This is a genomic window from Microbulbifer maximicatervae (SeqCode) (assembly GCF_052467225.1).
In genome coordinates this window covers 313,467-330,953 of record NZ_CP174303.1, presented here as the reverse complement: position 1 = coordinate 330,953, position 17,487 = coordinate 313,467, and the positions used below count along the sequence as shown (strand labels likewise).

The window sequence follows — 17,487 nt, the reverse complement described above, 5'->3', positions numbered from 1 at the left end:
CTAATGCAATGGCCCGCTAGGAGTAAATTATGAAACCAGGCTCCCAGAGTTCCTTTTCCGCGCTGCGCAGTAACCCTGCCGCGCTGGTATTAGGTCTACTGGTACTCGCCACGCTGGCGGGGCTTATTGTCAGTATTTATTTGGTACAGACTCGAGACGAGCAGGATAAAGAGTACCTGCAGCAAGTCGCCGAGTTGCGGGCCCTTTCCTATCAGGTAGTTTCCTATGCGCCGGCGGCAACCGCAGGTGATAGTGAGGCCTTTACCGAGCTGGAAAATGTTACCGAAGAAATGGCTAATGCCTGGAACCAGCTTCAGCGAATGGATGACAATAGTCGCCGCGCCCTGGGTGCTCAGCTGTCTGCTTACGATCAGGTTTGGCGCAGCTTGCGCGAGCAGGTCGATACGATTATCGGCAACCAGGAAACCATCGTATTTCTTAACGATATCGCTTCAACGCTGAGTGACTCGCTTCCGGAATTACAGGCGGAGCACAACAATATTGTAGAAATTCTGCTGGCTAACAACGCCCCGGCAAATCAGGTGGAACAGGCCCAGTTGCAGGTATGGCGTGCGGAGCGTATTGGTCGAAATATCGATAAAATGCTCCAAGGTGGCGATGATGCCGAAGCCGCCGCTGACCAGTTTAATACCGACGCCAGTCTTTTCGGTAAGGTGGTTGACGGTATGAAGAGCGGCGATGTGGTGATGGGGATTTCCCGTATTACCGATGAAGAGGCTCGCCACTCATTGGATGAAATTACTGAGCTGTTCGGCTTCGTAAGCACCTCCGTACGGGATATCTTCGAAGCAACTCCAGCCCTGTTTGCTACCCGCCAGGCCTCTGACGGCATTATCGCGTCATCTCCCCAGCTGATCGAAGCATTGAGTACGCTGAATGACCGAATCGTAAACCTTTCAGATGATCGCCAGCCCAACAACTTGACCATTGCTGCACTGGCTTTGGTCTTCGTTTTGTTGATCTTCGGTATGATGGCGATGGCATTCTCCGGTACCCGCCGAAACCTGAAAAAAGAGGAAGATACCAACGAGCGTAACCAGCACGCGATTATGCAGCTGCTGGACGAGCTGGCCGACCTCGCCGACGGTGACTTGACCACCTCTGCAACGGTAACCGAAGCCTTTACTGGTGCGATTGCCGACTCCATTAACTTTACTATTGACCAGCTGCGTGTGCTGGTATCGCGGATTAATGGTGCTGCACAGGAAGTATCTGGCTTGTCCCAGGAAACCCAGCAGACTGCACTGCACCTCGCCGAGGCCTCTGAACACCAGGCACAGGAAATTGCCGGAGCTTCTGCTGCGGTTAACGAAATGGCGGTCACCATTGACCAGGTATCTGCCAACGCCTCCGAATCTGCCCAGGTAGCCGAGCGCTCGGTACATATCGCAAGTAATGGCGCCAAGGTGGTACAGAACACCATTAAAGGCATGGATAACATCCGCGAGCAGATTCAGGATACCTCCAAGCGAATTAAGCGCCTGGGTGAATCCTCCCAGGAAATTGGCGATATCGTAAGTTTGATTAACGACATTGCCGACCAGACCAACATTCTTGCATTGAATGCCGCGATCCAGGCGAGCATGGCCGGTGATGCCGGTCGAGGCTTCGCGGTGGTTGCGGATGAGGTACAGCGACTTGCGGAGCGCTCTGCAGCTGCAACCAAGCAGATCGAAGGCCTGGTAAAAGCGATTCAGTCCGATACCAACGAGGCGGTAATCTCCATGGAACAAACCACCAGTGAGGTGGTACGTGGAGCTCGTCTGGCCCAGGATGCGGGTGTTGCACTGGAAGAAATTGAAAGTGTATCCAACAACCTGGCATCGTTGATTCAGAACATTTCTAACGCTGCTCGTCAGCAGGCTTCGTCTGCAGGCCACATTTCCAACACGATGAACGTGATTCAGGAAATTACCTCGCAGACTTCTGCGGGTACCCAAGCTACCGCCCAGTCCATTGGTAACCTGGCGCAGACCGCGAGTGCACTGCGCGAATCCGTTGCCGGCTTCAAACTTCCGCAAGAGGAAAGTGTTGAAAGCAACAGCGAGCTGTATGACGTGGAGTTGCCGGAAATGGATACAGATACTTTCACTATTGAAGGTGAAGATACTCATTCATTGGAGTCCCGCGAAGACCGGGCCCTGGCCTAACCCACACAATAATGCCCGGCCATTATGAAAGTTGGCCGGGCGCAAAAGGGGCGCACGGAATTGCTTCCGATAAATCCGCGAGTTTTTCTCGCAGAAAACTGTAGCGCTTGAGTACTGAATAAATTATTGGGGACTTGGCGTGAGTCACGACAATCCGAACTTCATGGCCTTGGATTGGCTGATCGGTGAAATTAACGAGACTTTGGCACAAGCGCGCCAATTTCTTGAGACGTTCGCTGTAGAACCCGATGCGGGTGCCTCTCTTCTGCAAAACAGCTTGTCGCTGGTGCACCAGGTGCACGGTAGCTTACATATGGCACAGCTAAGTGGTGCCGCGATGTTAGCAGAAGAGATGGAGCAACTTATCCAGGCCCTCGCCACTGGTGCGGTTGAAAATACCGACGAGACGCGCGAATTTTTGATGCGCGCATTGCTGGAGTTGCCCCTTTACCTCGAAAAGGTTTCTTTTCAGCGTCGTGACAATGCCGTTCTCTTACTTCCCCTGATGAATGACTTGCGCGCAGTGCGCCGCGAGCGATTGATCAGTGAAGGAGCGCTTTTCTCGCCAGAACTGTCTTCATTGGCAACGGTGATTGGAAAGCGCCAGCCCCTCGTCGCCGATAGCGCCCGCTTAAATGACCTGGTCACCAAGTTGCGCAAGATGTATCACGTAGCGGCTGCGGGTCTGATCCGGGATGTAAACAGCGGCGAAAGCCTGGCTTACCTCACCAAGATTATTGAAAAAATGCAGCTGCTTTACAGTGGTAGCTGCCGCCAATCCCTGTGGGAAGTACTGTTCGGTATTTTGGAGGCGCTCGGCGAACACCGTATTAATGTGCAGCCCGCACTGCGCCATTTACTGCGCAAGGTGGATATTGAATTCAGGTTGTTGCAGGGGCGTGGCGCAAAGGTGTTGGACGCGCGCCTGGATCAGGACTTTCTGCGCAACCTACTTTTTTATGTCTACCTCGCCGGTCCGAATGGGCCGCACTGCGAGAAACTCTACCAGCGCTTCGCACTAGATAAGGCGGTTCCCGGTACGCCTCGCCCGGATACTGAAGATGTATTGGCGATGGGGCCAGAAGCCCTGGGCAGTGCAATTGCTGCAGTGCGCGATGAACTGCAATTGGTGCGTGAAGCACTGGAGCCCAGTACAACCGATACAGAACAACCCTCGCTGTCAGATACGGCCGCTGTGGCCAAGCGCCTCGCGGATACACTCGGTATTTTGGGATTGGAAGCGCAGCGGGTTCGCGCTCGCAGTGTCTACGAAGACCTTCGCGACGCCTCCCGTGGCACTGACGTTGAAGAGTACCTGATGCGTGCCGCCGGGGAATTGGTTCAGCTTGATTCAGCGCTTGCCGCCACCGTCGATCGCAATAAAAAAGTCGACGATGAGCAGCCCATTATGGGCGACGCCACTGACTCTGTATTACGCGAGGCCAGACTCGGTCTGGAAGCGGTAAAAGAAGCGGTCATGGAGTATGTGGCCAGCCACTGGGATATCAGTTACCTGAGTCGTGTGCCACAGCGTTTACAGGAAGTCTGTGGTGGCCTCGAAATGGTGGGTTACCAGCGAGCGGGTGAAATCATCTCCGCTTGCAACCGCTATATTGGCAGCTCCCTGATTGAGGCTGGAGAACAGCCCGAATGGACAATGCTGGATACTTTGGCAGATGCCATTACCAGTGTTGAATACTACCTGGAGCGTCGTGCGGAAGGTCTGGCTGATGCAGAAATGCTTTTGGCACTGGCTGAAGATAGCGTAGAGGCTTTGGGCGTTTCGCTGAAGATCGTCGACGAGAGTGAGGCCGACGCCAGTCTGGAAGCGTCCCCGATATCAGAACCCGAACTGCCAGATCTTATTGATTACGATTTAATCCCCGATGACGAAGCCACTGCGGTTTCTGACGAATCTCTGGGCTCTCAAGCTGAAATAAATGCGGAAGAGTCATCTGCCATAACTTTGCAGCTGCCTGTCGATGAAGCAGATTCTGTTGTGGAGTCCGAGCTGGAAATCGATGGAGAGTCTGTTCCGGAAGAGTCTTGGTTCTCTGATGGGGCTCCTCAGGTTGAAGCTGCCCCGACACTTGAAGTTGAAACTGGGATAGAGGCTCCTGAAGCTGAGGAAGCGCCTGCTGAGATTGCTGACTTCATTGAAGCTGCACCGATGGTAGAGTCTGCTGAGGTTGAGCCGGTTGCTGCAGTTGCAGAGGTCGTGGATACGACGGAGGAACTCGGTGATGACACTGAGAGCCTGATTGACGATGAAATTATCGAGATCTTCCTGGAAGAAGCCGGGGAAGTTCTTGCGCATATCAGTTGCTACTTCCCGGAGTGGGCTGCCAATTTTGCCAATCAGGATGCCCTGGTAGAGTTTCGCCGGGGCTTCCATACCCTGAAGGGGTCGGGCCGTATGGTCGAGGCCCTGGATATTGGTGAACTGGCCTGGTCTGTGGAGAATATGCTCAACCGGGTTATCGATGGCAGTGTGAAACCCGGGCCTGCCCATGTATACCTGATTGAGCAGGTGTATCAGAAGTTCCCCTCAATGATTGAGGCGTTTAAACACGGACAGAGCGACCCCGATCAGCAGCTTACCCTGCAGTTACAAGCTTGGGCTGAGCAGCTGAGTGCGGGAGAGATGCCCGCTGATCTGGAAGCCCAAAGTGCAGGCGGTGTCGCGGCAGTTGACGTTGTTGAGGACACCGGAGAAGACCTGGCTCAACTCTGGGAAATTTTTGCCCAGGAGGCAGAGACGCACCTCAATGTCGTAGATGAGTATCTGCTGGATATGCAGGCTGCCGCGCCTTTGTATGGTGTTCCGAGCGATCCAATGCACCGGGCACTCCACACACTAAAAGGCTCTGCACATATGGCGGAAGTCAAAGTGGTTGCCGAAATTATGGCGCCACTGGAGCGCTTCGCTAAAGAGCTGCGTATTTATCAGGTGCCTATCGATGCAGATATTTTTGATCTGATCAATGATAGCGCCACCTATGTGCGTGAAGTGCTGGAACAGATTCGCTCTTCAGAGCCCCTCGCAATAGAGAAATCGGAACAGTTCCTTGCTCGCGTTGCTGAATTGCAGGAGCGCTCTGTAGGCCACTTGATTCGCGAGCGCGAGGCGAATGAACCTCGCGCGGTCGATCCCCAGCTTCTCGAAGTCTTGATGGCGGATGGCATGCGGGTGCTACTTGATGCAGACCAAATGCTGACTGAGTGGCGCGCCGACCCGGCAGATAAAAGTCGTGTTGTATTGGTCGCTGATGAGCTCAATGTTCTGCAGGAGGCGGCCAGCCGAGCGCAGTTGCCGATCCTGGCTGAGCTCGCTGAGCTGTTGCTGAATGTTTATCGCAAAGTCCTTGCTGGTGACCTTGAGCAAGAGCCCGCGCTATGGGCCTCTCTTGAGCAGGGACACAACGAGTTGCTCGATTTAATCGATGCAGTAGCAGCAGCACAAGACCTCCCTGAAGTCAGCGAAGCTGTGGAAGAGGCGCTTCGCTACCTGGCTCAGGGTGAGGAAACCAGTTCATCAGCAGAAGATGACTACGACCTCGATGAACTGGGAATCGATAGCGAAGCACTGGCTATTGCCGAGCCTGAAGAGCAGGCGCCGGAGCCCACGGAAGTAACCGAGCTTCTGGTTTCAGAAGCATCCCCTGATGAGTGGATTGAGCCACCTGTATTACAGGTGTCGCACGACGGGGAATCTCTCGATGGCGAGGCTGAGGATTCGGAAATTCCTCAATTGCAGGCCATAGAAGTTGAGGCCGCCGTTGAGGACGTTTCTCAATTTGAAGAACCCTTCTCTGCACCTGAAGTTGAACCTGCTGGCGACCTGGCTATCGAGCAACCGGGTAGCGAGGTGTCATCACAGGATTCCGCTCAATCAGTCGATTTACAGAAGTTGTTGGCAGACATTGACCCGGATGTTGTCGATGTCTTTATGGAGGAGGCGGGAGATCTTACCGATGAGCTGGAGGAACTGATCCAGAGTTGGGAAGAGCAGCCGGAAGGCCGCGAGCAAGGTGAGGCCCTGAAGCGTGTATTGCACACCTTTAAAGGTGGTGCACGTATGGCTGGCCTAATGGGGTTGGGTGAAGTAGCCCACCGTTTTGAAACGGTGATCGAAGGCATGCGCGACAACGATCGGCCCTCCGCAGATTTCTTCGCCAATGCCCATGGTATCCACGATCGTCTCGCCGATGGAGTAGAGACAGTTCGCGCCTGGATGGCTGGTGAACAGCTTGATGCTTTTGTACAGCTGGTCAGCACCGATTGGGCGGATCAGAAGCCGGCTAACTCGGCAGCTGTAGAAGCAGTGATTGAATCTGAAGTTTCAGACGAACAAGCTCAAGAAACTGTTCTCGTAGCGGATGCGGAACAAGGTGATGAAGTCACTGCGGCCGAGAGTACTCAGCCGGATGCTGATGTAGTTGCTACGCAGCTGCCCGAGATCGCTGTAGGTCAGGAAAGCGATAACGTTTTGCCGTTTATCCGCAAGGCCGGTAATGCAGAGCAAGAGGTAGCGGCACCGACCCGGAACCAGCCCCAGGAGATGGTGCGTGTCGCTGCTGAACTTCTGGAGGAGTTGGTAAACCTCGCCGGTGAGACTGCAATTTCCCGTGGTCGTCTTGAAGAGCAGATGAGTGAGTTCGGTCTCGCCCTAGACGAGATGGATGTGACGCTGGTGCGTCTCAACGAACAGCTGCGCCGCCTGGACCGCGAGACCGAGGCTCAGATCCTGTTCCGCCAGGAGCAGTTGGCAGAACAGGACGGCGACTTCGATCCGCTGGAAATGGACCGTTACTCGTCTATTCAGCAATTGTCCCGTTCCCTGCTGGAGTCCACATCTGACTTGATGGAGCTGCGCTCCACCCTGAATAACAAGGCGCGTGATACAGAGACCCTGTTGCTCCAGCAGTCCCGAGTAAATACCGAATTGCAGGAAGGTCTGATGCGCAGCCGCATGGTACCTTTCTCCCGTCTGGTACCGCGCCTGCGTCGCATCGTGCGCCAAGTTAGTGCTGAGCTGGGCAAGCAGGTCGAGTTGGGATTCTCCAACGTTGAAGGCGAGCTGGACCGGTCCATGTTGGAGCGTATGGTTGCGCCACTGGAGCATATGCTGCGCAACGCTGTGGACCACGGCATTGAAATGCCAGAGGAGCGTTTGGCTGCCGGCAAGTCTGAGCGTGGGCGTATCGATGTGGCGCTGAAAAGGGAGGGCAGTGAAGTTGTCCTCACCATCCGCGATGATGGTGCCGGTGTCAATTTGATCCGGGTGCGTGAAAAGGCGGTGGAAAATGGCCTAATGAGGCCGGATGCTGAGCTCTCGAATAATGAGATTCTTCAGTTCATTCTGCAGGCTGGTTTTACCACTGCAGAAAAAGTTACCCAGATCTCTGGCCGGGGTGTGGGAATGGACGTTGTATCCGCCGAGCTTAAGCAGATCGGTGGCAGCGTCCATATCAACTCAGAGGCAGGCGCAGGAACAGAATTTGTCGTTCGTCTGCCGTTCACAGTTTCGGTTAACCGCGCTTTGATGGTGCGAATTGGCGATGACCTGTTTGCACTGCCGCTGAATACTATCGAAGGTATTGTGCGCCTCAGCCCATTTGAGCTGGAGCACTACTATCGCTCGGATGACGCGCGTTTCGAATACGCCGGAGAACTCTATCAGGTTAGCTATTTCGGTACTCTGCTGAAGTCTGGTGCTCAACCCAAGCTCAGTGTCGATGATATGCAACTGCCCGTTTTGTTGGTGCGCTCTGAAGGGCACGCTATGGCATTACAGGTGGATGCCATTAAGGGCAGCCGCGAGATTGTAGTGAAAAGCCTCGGCCCGCAGTTCTCCGGGGTTCAAGGGGTATCAGGTGCAACGGTAACTGGTGATGGTAGCGTCGTGGTGATTCTCGACGCTCACGCCCTGCTGCGTCGCCAGGCCACCCAGTTGGCAAGGCCGGAAGTACCACAGCTTCAAATTCAGGAAGAGCCTGAAGTGCAGTCCGAGCAGGAGGCGCGCCAGCAGACCGTTATGGTTGTGGACGACTCGGTTACAGTGCGCAAGGTAACGACACGCTTCCTGGAGCGAGAGGGCTATCTGGTTAGCACTGCAAAGGATGGTCAGGATGCTGTTATCCAGCTGCAGGATAAGATCCCGGATCTGATCTTGCTGGATATTGAGATGCCGCGTATGGACGGCTTCGAAGTTGCGCGCCATATTCGCTCCAGCAGCCGCCTGCGGGATATTCCTATCGTAATGATCACCTCGCGTACCGGTAATAAGCACCGCGATCACGCTATGTCCCTGGGAGTTAACCACTACCTGGGTAAGCCTTACCAGGAAGATGTACTTTTGGCGGCTATTCGTGAGTACGCGGATGCCGAAGCTGTAGGAAGCTGAAACGGCAAATATCAGGAATAATATAGAGATAGGCAATGAGTGAAGTTGAAGCGCTGCCGGTAGATGTCCCTCAGGAAGTGAGCAGCCTGTTATTGCCCCTTGAACAGGGGCAGCTGCTGGTGCCGGTGGACAGTCTCTCAGAGGTTGTTGCAATGCAAACGCCGATGGCAGTTCAAGATGTGCCCGAATGGTATTTGGGAGATCTGATCTGGCGGGAACAGCGCCTGCCAGTGGTATCTTTTGAAGTGATGCGTGGCGGTGCCTTGGGAGCAGTTGCAGAAGAGGGGCGTATTGCGGTGCTGAGTACGGGAAATCCCGATGGCGAGCTGCCGTATTTTGCATTGCTCTTGCGCGGCACTCCGCGCCTGGTGCGGGTTACCCCTGAGGAGTTGGCGCTGCGAGAGCAGCCACTAAACCCTGGAGAGTTAATGCATGTGGCGCTTTCTGGTGAGGAGGCGGTTATTCCCGACCTGCAGGGATTAGAGCGGGCCTGCCTGCGCTATCGCAGTGACTGACTTGTTTTGCAATGTATTATCAAAAAAGGGGCCAGAGGCCCCTTTTTTGATTGAGCTGTTCGCTTAGAACAGCTCTTCCGGTAAAGAATCCTCCCGGCCATCCTGGCTGGGCATATCCATATCTTCATCGGTGTAGCGATTGCGATATGGGTTATACACTTCGCGGCCGGGCACCCGGTTGGTCCTGAATATCTCAAACATACCCCCGTAAGAGGTGCGCAAGCCATTTTGGGGGTTGATGCGTACCGTGACTATGCCATCTGGTTGAGCCAGGTGGCGCTCGGGAAGATCTTCGAGGGCACTGCTCATAAAATCGATCCAGATAGGCAGGGCGGCTGAGCCACCGTATTCATTTTTACCCAATTCGCCATAGGAATCGAAGCCAACCCAGGCACTGGTAGCCAGGTAGGGGCTATAACCTGAGAACCACGCATCCCGTGGACCATTGGTGGTACCGGTCTTTCCGGCAATATCACCGCGCTTCATCGCCAGAGCGCGGCGCCCGGTACCCTTTTTGATAACATCTTTAAGCATTGAATCCATTATGTATGCCGTCTCTGCAGACATGGCTCGCGGAGCGCGAGGACGCGCTTGGCTCTTGCTTGGGTCGAGGGGGCCAACGGGCAGTACGTGTAGCTCCGCAGGCTCTTCACCCTGATCGACCCCTTGCCCTTCCAGCTGTAATTCCGCGAGATCGACGGGTTCAGCGGACAGGGTTTCAGAGCCGGTGCCCGGCTCGGGACAGTTATCGCATACCGTGAGAGGCAGTGCCTGGTACAGGACTTCGTCATTAACATCCAATACCCGGTCAACGAGGTAGGGCTCCACTCGGTAGCCACCATTGGCGAAGGCGGCATAGCCTCGCACCATCTCTAGGGGCGTGAGAGCGGAGCTACCCAGAGCGATGGTCAGGTTGCGGGCGAGCTTGCTGCGCTCAAACCCAAAGCCTTCGACAAAGCCAAGGGCGTAGTCCAGCCCGAGGGATTGTAGCAACCGGATTGAGACCATATTGCGGGACTTGTACAAAGCCATACGCAGGCGAGTTGGGCCGAGGAAGGTCCCCCCGTCATTTTCAGGCCGCCATACATCTTGCAGGTTGGTTTCCTCAAAGATAATCGGGGCATCATTGATAATGCTTGCCGCTGTATATCCGCGCTCGATCGCCGAGGCGTAAATAAAGGGCTTGAAACTGGAGCCGGGTTGCCGGGCTGCCTGAGTAGCCCGATTGAAGTGGCTTTGGCGGAAGTCGTAACCACCGACAAGGGCGCGGATAGCCCCATCTTCGGGCTCAATAGATACCAGGGCGCCCTGTGCTTCCGGGACCTGGGCTAGAACCCACTCTTCAGTCACCTGGGGTTCAGCAGGCTTGGTATCACCGCTCTCGGGACCCGCAAACGGATCGGCCTGAAGGGGCTCATCTACAGCGGTGGCGATCATCTCGCTACTGGAGTTGCTCTCTTTCTTTTCCTTAACGACCTTGCGTAATCGAATAACATCTCCGGGAGCGAACATTTTTTCAGCGGACTGAAGGCGTGCGCCCCGGGCGCTCTCAGAAATATAGGGCCTGATAGAACTGAGTCCATTGCTCCAAGGCAATTCAATTACGCGCCGATCTCTCAGTTGAACCTGAAGTTTCTTGGGTTCTACCGCAGTGACAACGCCGGGTTCCAGACCTCCGAGAATTGGAATCTCGTTGAGTAAATCGATAAGTTGGTCGCTATCTTGCAGCAATTCCGGTGCAAGACGCTGTTCTGGGCCGCGATAGCCGTGGCGCGCATCATAGGTTTCCAGACCGTGCTGAAGCGCATTGCGAGCCGACTCCTGCAGGCGACTGTCTACCGTTGTTATGACCTGGTAGCCGTCGGTATAAGCGTTGTCGCCAAAGAGGTCTACTGCCTCCTTCCGTGCCATCTCGGCGATATAGGGTGCATCCAGGTCGAGATCGCGGCTGTGATAGCTGGCTGTTACCGGCGCAGTAATAGACTGATTATATTGATCCTGGTTGATATAGCCAAGGTCGAGCATCCGCATCAGGATCCAGTTGCGGCGTACCAGGGCTCGGGAGGGGTTGGCGAGAGGGTTGAAGGTTGATGGCGCTTTGGGGAGTCCCGCCATCATAGCCCACTGGGCCAGATTCAGATCCTTGATATCTTTGCCGTAATAGACCTGAGCTGCAGCCTGGAAACCGTAGGCGCGGTTTCCGAGGAAGATCTTATTGATGTATAGGGCGAGGATCTCGTCCTTGGTCAGCTCTTGCTCAATTTGCAGTGATAGCAAAATTTCATTGAACTTGCGCACAAAACGCTGTTCTCGGCTGAGAAAGAAGTTGCGCGCCACCTGCATTGTCAGTGTACTACCACCAGACTGGATAGAACCGGTCTTAATCAGCTGCGAGGCGGCCCGCATTAAACCTTTTATGGAGACACCATTGTGGGAGTAAAAGCTGGCATCCTCAGCGGCGAGAATCGCTTTGATAAAGGGTTCTGGCGTTTGCTCGATCGTGATAGGGTTGCGCCGCTTTTCACCGAACTCACCGATCAGTTTCATGTCCCGTGAGTAGACCCTCAGAGGGGTCTGTAAGCGGATATCGCGGAGGCTCTCCACTGAGGGCAACCCCGGTTTGAGGTAGAGGTAGATACTGGCTAGGGCCATTGCTGTAGCGGCCACACCGGCAAGGCCGAGCCAAAGCAGTGCGAGCAGACGATTGCGGGCTTTTACGGTCATGAAACTGCTTCTGTGTACTTCATCAAAGTGATTAGGTGAATAATTATACGAATATTGTGCGCTATTACCTATGCAAATGCAGGTTGAAGCGTTAATTTAAAGTGCTATAACATCAAACCCTCATAACCCACGGAAAAGATAAGAAAAAATGGGAATTTTCCCTTTTCTGAGCAAAGGCCCCAAGGCCATGTTGGGACTCGATATTAGCTCTACTGCGGTCAAGTTGCTGGAGCTAAGTCGCAACGGCGACAAATATCGTGTCGAAAGTTACGCCGTGGAACCTCTCCCACCCAATGCCGTAGTTGATAAGAATATCAACGATGTGGGGGCGACGGCTGAGGCTATCCGCAAAGTTGTACGACGCTCCAAAACCCGTCTGCGGGAAGCTGCCGTTGCCGTGTCTGGATCAGCGGTGATCACCAAGACCCTTGAAATGCCGGCAGATCTCAATGATGAAGCTCTTGAGGCTCAAATAGCATTTGAGGCTGGCCAGTATATTCCGTATCCGCTAGAGGAAGTTAGCCTGGATTTTGAAGTACAGGGGCCTTCTGAGAAGGGCGAGGGGCAAGTGGAGGTCCTACTTGCAGCCTGTCGTACAGAGAACATTGAACAGCGAATCTCCGCCTTGGGAGAGGCGGACCTTGAGCCTGGTGTTGTTGATGTAGAAGCGTACGCAATAGAGAGAACTTACTCTCTATTGGAGGACCAGCTTCCCCCACAGGAGCAACTAGTTGTAGCCGTTATTGATATTGGGGCGACAATGAGTGCTTTATCTGTCCTTGTGGATGGTAAGACCGTGTATACCCGAGAGCAGCTTTTTGGTGGACGGCAGCTCACCGATGAGATCCAGCGTCGCTACGGTCTCTCGGCGGAGGAGGCTACTTTAGCGAAGCGTCAGGGTGGGAGTGGTCTGCCGGACGATTATTTTGCTGAAGTGTTGGAGCCCTTCCGAGATGCAGTCGTGCAACAGGTAACCCGCTCACTGCAATTCTTTTACTCTTCCACATCCTATAGCGATGTAGATTTTATCCTGCTCGGTGGTGGTGTTGCCGCCATGGAGGGAGTTGGTGATTTGATTAGCGAAAAGTTGGGCAGGCCCACTTTAATTGCTAATCCATTTTTGCGGATGAGTGTTTCGTCAAGAGTCAACCAGCAAGCTTTGGCAAGTGAAGCTCCATCCCTGATGATTGCCACAGGTTTGGCTATGAGGGAGAAGGACTACTGACATGGCAAAAATTAACCTTCTTCCCTGGCGTCAGGAGTACCGTGCTCAAAAGCAAAAAGAATTCCAGCAATTGGCATTGGTGGTTTTTATCGCGGCTGCAATGGCGGTATTTCTGTGGATGAAAGCGGTTGATCAACAGGTTGTTCGACAAAACGAAAGGAATCAGATCCTACAAACTCGTATTAATGCTCTTAATATTCAGGTAAGAGAAATAAAAGACTTGAAGAAGCGCCGCCAGGAACTGATTGATCGAATGCGGGTAATTCAGGAGTTGCAAGGTAATCGACCTCTCGCAGTGCGTTATTTTGATGAGATAGTGCGGGCAACCCCCGAGGGGCTATGGCTTAGTGAGCTAAAGAGAGAAGGTGATCGATTGGACTTACTTGGTGTGGCTGAATCCAATAATCGCGTTTCTTCTTTTATGCGAAATTTAGACCAGTCAGATTGGTATGAGGCTCCTCAATTAACAGGTGTAACCGCAACCCCGCAATACGGCGATCAGGCGAGTGAGTTCCAGCTAACGGTGAAGGTCAGTGGGCGCAAGAAAGAAGATGAACAAGATAGCGCAAAATAGTAAAGGACTTCAGTAATGGCACTGGCAGATACTGTAAGACAGCTTAATGAAATTGACTTCAATGATATTGATCTTACTCGGATAGGTGTTTGGCCTCTATCTGGGCGAATTGCTGTTTTGGTACTTAGTGCGGCACTGGTAATCGGTGCTGGTTATTATTTTCTGATTAAAGATATTTATAGCAAGCTTGAATTCTCCGTAAATAAAGAGTCAGATCTCTTTAGTCAGTTTGAGAAAAAGCAATTTGAGGCTGCAAATCTTGAGGCTTATAGGGCCCAACTGTTTGAGATGGAAGAAACCTTCGGCGCTTTACTAAAACAACTGCCGAAAGATACAGAGGTTCCAGGCTTGCTCGAGGATATTGACGAGTATGGTAGTGGTAGTGGCCTTACAATTAGCAAAGTTGAGTTAGAGCAAGAGAGGGTAGGTGAATTTTACGTAGAGTTACCTATTAGGATAGAAGTTCAAGGAAGTTATCACGAGTTTGGAGCTTTCATTAGTGGTATAGCTGGAATGCCCAGAATCGTTACCCTTCATGACTTTGAAATCTCCACTGAACGTGGTGATGGAGGGCTTCTCAATATGATCATTAATGCAAAAACCTACCGGTACAAGGATCAGGGTGAAGAGGGATGATAAAATACCTACCTATACTGATTGCCCTATCGCTGGTTTCTGGTTGTAGCCTAAATACCGATCAAAGTGAGTTGCGCGAGAGGATGGCTGCCATTGAGCGCAAGCCTAAAGGACAGATAGAACCAATCCCCACTTTTACACCTTACAGCCCTTATGTTTATACCGCTGCTGCAAGGCGTAGCCCTTTTACCCGTCCGGTATTGGAGTCTGAGCAGCGAATAGTAGGGCGAAAATTAGATATTGCTCCAGACCTGACTCGGCAGCGTGAACTATTGGAGGGAATTAACATTGACCTCTTATCGATGGTTGGCAGTTTAGCTCGTGAAGGTCAAATCTGGGCACTGATTAACGATGGTGCTGGTGGGATTCACCGGATTACTGTGGGCAATTACCTTGGTAAGAATCATGGTCGCGTTGTGAATGCAACAAGCACCCAGTTAGATATTCTTGAGATTATACCTGATGGTACCGGAGGCTGGATTGAGCGGCCGCGGGCTCTGGCGTTGGAAGAGAGGGACAACGGATAATGAACGGAAAACGGTTTGCCCATTTAATGGCTCGGGTTCAGTTACTGCTACTTGGTTTATTGCTGTTTCCAATAGCTTCTAATGCCCAGGTAAACAAGCTTAATGACATACAGTTTGCAGAATTGCCAGGTAGCCGAGTTCAACTGCGCTTAACTTTTAATGATGTACCTCCAGAACCTACCGGTTACACGATAGAGCAACCAGCTCGAATTGTTTTAGACTTTGCCGGTGTAGAGAGCGCTCTACCGCAGAAGAAGTATTCTCTAGGTATCGGCACCGCTAGAAGTGCGGTTATTGTTTCCGGTGAAGATCGCACTCGTCTCATAGTAAACCTTGATCAGCTTCCCGCTTATTCGAGTGAGCGACAAGGTAACCAGTTGGTTGTAGTAATTGGTGCAGAGTCTTCTGAGCGTGATCGTCCAGTTCAGAATATAGTTGAACACGATAGTGGCTTGAACCTCGGCGGTGAAAAGCAGTTTCAGCGGTCGGAAAGCATTGCAGTAAATAATGTGGATTTTCGTCGAGGGGAGGAAGGAGAAGGCAAGGTTATTGTTAGCCTTAATGATCCTGCAGTTAATATCGATGTTGAACGGACTAACGGTAAAATTTATCTAACATTTTTAGGCGCGGACTTACCTGAGTCATTGCGTCAGCGACTAGATGTTACTGATTTCGCCACCCCAGTAAATAATATTACTGTGGACTATGATGGGCGCAACACGGTAGTTGCAGTTGATCCCAATGATACTGAATATGATTACTTGGCCTATCAAGCTGATACAGAGTATGTATTGAGTATTAAGCCTTTATCTGCACAAGAGATTCGTGAGAAGGAGAAGGAATTTCAGTTCAATGGGAAGAAGTTGTCCCTCAACTTCCAAGATATTGAGGTCCGTTCCGTCCTGCAGGTTATCGCCGATTTTACCGATCTTAATTTGGTTGCTAGTGATACAGTGCAGGGCAGAATAACTCTGCGCCTTGACGGTGTACCATGGGATCAGGCGTTGGCTCTAATCCTTAAAGCGAAGGGGCTAGATAAACGTCAGGAAGGCAGCGTTATCATGGTGGCACCGGCGGCAGAAATAGCTGAGCGGGAGCGCCAGGAACTTGAGACGCGTAAACAGTTGCAGGAGCTAGCCCCCTTACTTACAGAGTTTATTAGCGTGCGTTACGCTGATGCTGGTGAAATCTTTAATCTATTCTCGGGACAGGCTGGAGCGGAAGGTGTTGCTGGAGGTAGTGGAGGTAGCACCAATCAGCAGATAAGTATCCTTTCCCCTCGTGGTAGTGCCATTGTTGATGAGCGAACCAATACAATTATCCTAACTGATACAGAGGACAAGATTGCCCAATTTCGAGAGCTAATAGAGGTTATCGATATTCCTATTCGCCAGGTGATGATCGAGGCTCGAATTGTTACCGCCAACAGCGACTTTCAAAAAGAATTAGGCGTTCAGTGGGATTATGTAGGTAGCTCTGAGCTTTCTGATGATGCCACGGGCGTTGGCTCTGGTAGCCTAGCTTTGGATGATGGCACTGCGCTTGGTAGTTTAACCGGTGAGTTTGACCCACTCTTGGTGGATCTTGGAGTAAGTAACCCAGCGGGGAGTATTGCTTACGCCATTCTAAAAAATGATTTTTATTTGAGCCTGGAACTGTCTGCGCTTGAAGATATCGGTGTAGCAGAAGTTGTTTCACAACCAAAAGTTGTTACGGGCGATAAACAGGAAGCCGTTATTCAATCGGGTATTGAGATCCCTTATTTGGAGGCGACCTCTTCTGGCGCTGCTTCTATTACGTTCCGCGAAGCTGTACTGGAACTCAATGTGACTCCGCAGATTACTCCAGATAACAATATTATTATGAACCTAAACCTTGAACAAAATAGTGTGGGTGAGTATGTCACTGTAGGCGGTGGGCTAGTACCTTCAATCAATGTAAATACTCTGGCAACCAAGGTGTTGGTTCAAAACGGTGAGACGATCGTCCTGGGGGGGGTATTTGAAAGTAATGTTGTTGAGGGAGTATCTAAAGTTCCGTTGTTGGGCGATATCCCCTATCTAGGCAACTTGTTCAAAAAGACTATACGCACGGACGATAAACGTGAGATCCTGATGTTTATCACACCGCGTATTCTTGAAGATGAGGCTTTTTACTCTAAGTGATCACCCGCTCTATTTTCCTGGTCGGCCCCATGGGGGCCGGCAAGTCTACTATCGGCAAGTTGTTGGCAGCTCAATTGCAGCTGCCTTTTGCCGATACCGACAAAGTGCTGGAAGAGCGCACTGGTGCGGATATTCCCTGGATTTTTGATGTGGAAGGCGAAGCGGGATTTCGCCGTCGTGAGAGTGAAATATTGGAAGAGCTCTGCCAGGGTGAGTGCCAGGTTATCGGTACCGGTGGCGGAATAGTTTTGCTCGAGGAGAATCGGCGGCAGCTACAAAAATATGGCCATGTAGTTTATTTGCAGGCCAATATCGATCAGCTCTTGGAGCGCACTTCTAAGAATACCAATCGCCCATTGCTTCGTGTACCCAACCCCCGTCAGCGTATTGCGGAAATTTTACAGGAACGCGAGCCTCTGTATCGTGAGGTTGCAGATATTATTTGCGACACTAATGACCTCTCCCCCAAACAAGCATCCCTTCTGGTCGCAGAACACTTAGGCAGCCTGCTGTCCGATTAGTCCCAAGCGTCTGTGCTAAAGTG

Annotated in this window: 10 protein-coding genes; 9 read left to right on the top strand and 1 reads right to left on the bottom strand. The window is 52.2% G+C overall.

Annotated features, from left to right (window positions below):
* Positions 1-29: 29 nt before the first annotated feature.
* The 3 genes from ACJJIZ_RS01310 to ACJJIZ_RS01300 all read left to right on the top strand — a co-directional run bounded on the left by ACJJIZ_RS01310 (position 30) and on the right by ACJJIZ_RS01300 (position 9,092).
* A complete protein-coding gene (locus ACJJIZ_RS01310; RefSeq protein WP_444914978.1) occupies positions 30-2,171 on the top strand; it encodes a methyl-accepting chemotaxis protein in 2,142 nt (713 codons plus the stop codon).
* A gap of 163 nt (positions 2,172-2,334) precedes the next feature.
* Positions 2,335-8,577, top strand: a complete 6,243-nt coding sequence (locus ACJJIZ_RS01305; protein WP_444916176.1) for a hybrid sensor histidine kinase/response regulator — start codon at positions 2,335-2,337, stop codon at positions 8,575-8,577.
* Positions 8,578-8,612: 35 nt separating this feature from the next.
* Positions 8,613-9,092 carry a chemotaxis protein CheW gene (locus ACJJIZ_RS01300; RefSeq protein ID WP_413664076.1) on the top strand — a complete coding sequence of 160 codons (480 nt, stop codon included), beginning with the start codon at positions 8,613-8,615 and terminating at the stop codon, positions 9,090-9,092.
* A gap of 63 nt (positions 9,093-9,155) precedes the next feature.
* On the opposite strand, the gene ACJJIZ_RS01295 is transcribed toward ACJJIZ_RS01300, so the two are convergent.
* Positions 9,156-11,816 (bottom strand): penicillin-binding protein 1A, encoded by a 2,661-nt coding sequence (locus tag ACJJIZ_RS01295; protein WP_444914977.1) that lies wholly within the window; start codon positions 11,814-11,816, stop codon positions 9,156-9,158.
* Between the two features lie 148 nt (positions 11,817-11,964).
* Here ACJJIZ_RS01295 and ACJJIZ_RS01290 point away from each other — a divergent pair, with 148 nt between their 5' ends.
* Genes ACJJIZ_RS01290 through aroK form a run of 6 tightly spaced genes read left to right on the top strand, consistent with a single transcriptional unit; the run spans position 11,965 to position 17,464 of the window.
* Complete coding sequence (locus ACJJIZ_RS01290; protein WP_444914976.1) at positions 11,965-13,041, top strand: pilus assembly protein PilM; 1,077 nt, start codon at positions 11,965-11,967, stop codon at positions 13,039-13,041.
* Position 13,042: 1 nt separating this feature from the next.
* Positions 13,043-13,615, top strand: coding sequence for a PilN domain-containing protein (locus ACJJIZ_RS01285; RefSeq protein WP_444914975.1), 573 nt, complete (start codon positions 13,043-13,045; stop codon positions 13,613-13,615).
* Between the two features lie 15 nt (positions 13,616-13,630).
* Positions 13,631-14,251, top strand: coding sequence for a type IV pilus inner membrane component PilO (locus ACJJIZ_RS01280; RefSeq protein WP_444914974.1), 621 nt, complete (start codon positions 13,631-13,633; stop codon positions 14,249-14,251).
* Positions 14,248-14,778: a pilus assembly protein PilP gene (locus ACJJIZ_RS01275; protein WP_444914973.1), complete on the top strand. Its 531-nt coding sequence runs from the start codon at positions 14,248-14,250 to the stop codon at positions 14,776-14,778. Before ACJJIZ_RS01280 ends, ACJJIZ_RS01275 begins: the two co-directional genes overlap by 4 nt.
* Positions 14,778-16,943 (top strand): type IV pilus secretin PilQ, encoded by a 2,166-nt coding sequence (locus ACJJIZ_RS01270; RefSeq protein WP_444914972.1) that lies wholly within the window; start codon positions 14,778-14,780, stop codon positions 16,941-16,943. The genes ACJJIZ_RS01275 and ACJJIZ_RS01270 overlap by 1 nt, the downstream gene beginning before the upstream one ends.
* Positions 16,943-17,464 (top strand): shikimate kinase AroK, encoded by a 522-nt coding sequence (gene aroK / locus ACJJIZ_RS01265; RefSeq protein ID WP_444916175.1) that lies wholly within the window; start codon positions 16,943-16,945, stop codon positions 17,462-17,464. The genes ACJJIZ_RS01270 and aroK overlap by 1 nt, the downstream gene beginning before the upstream one ends.
* Positions 17,465-17,487: the final 23 nt, after the last annotated feature.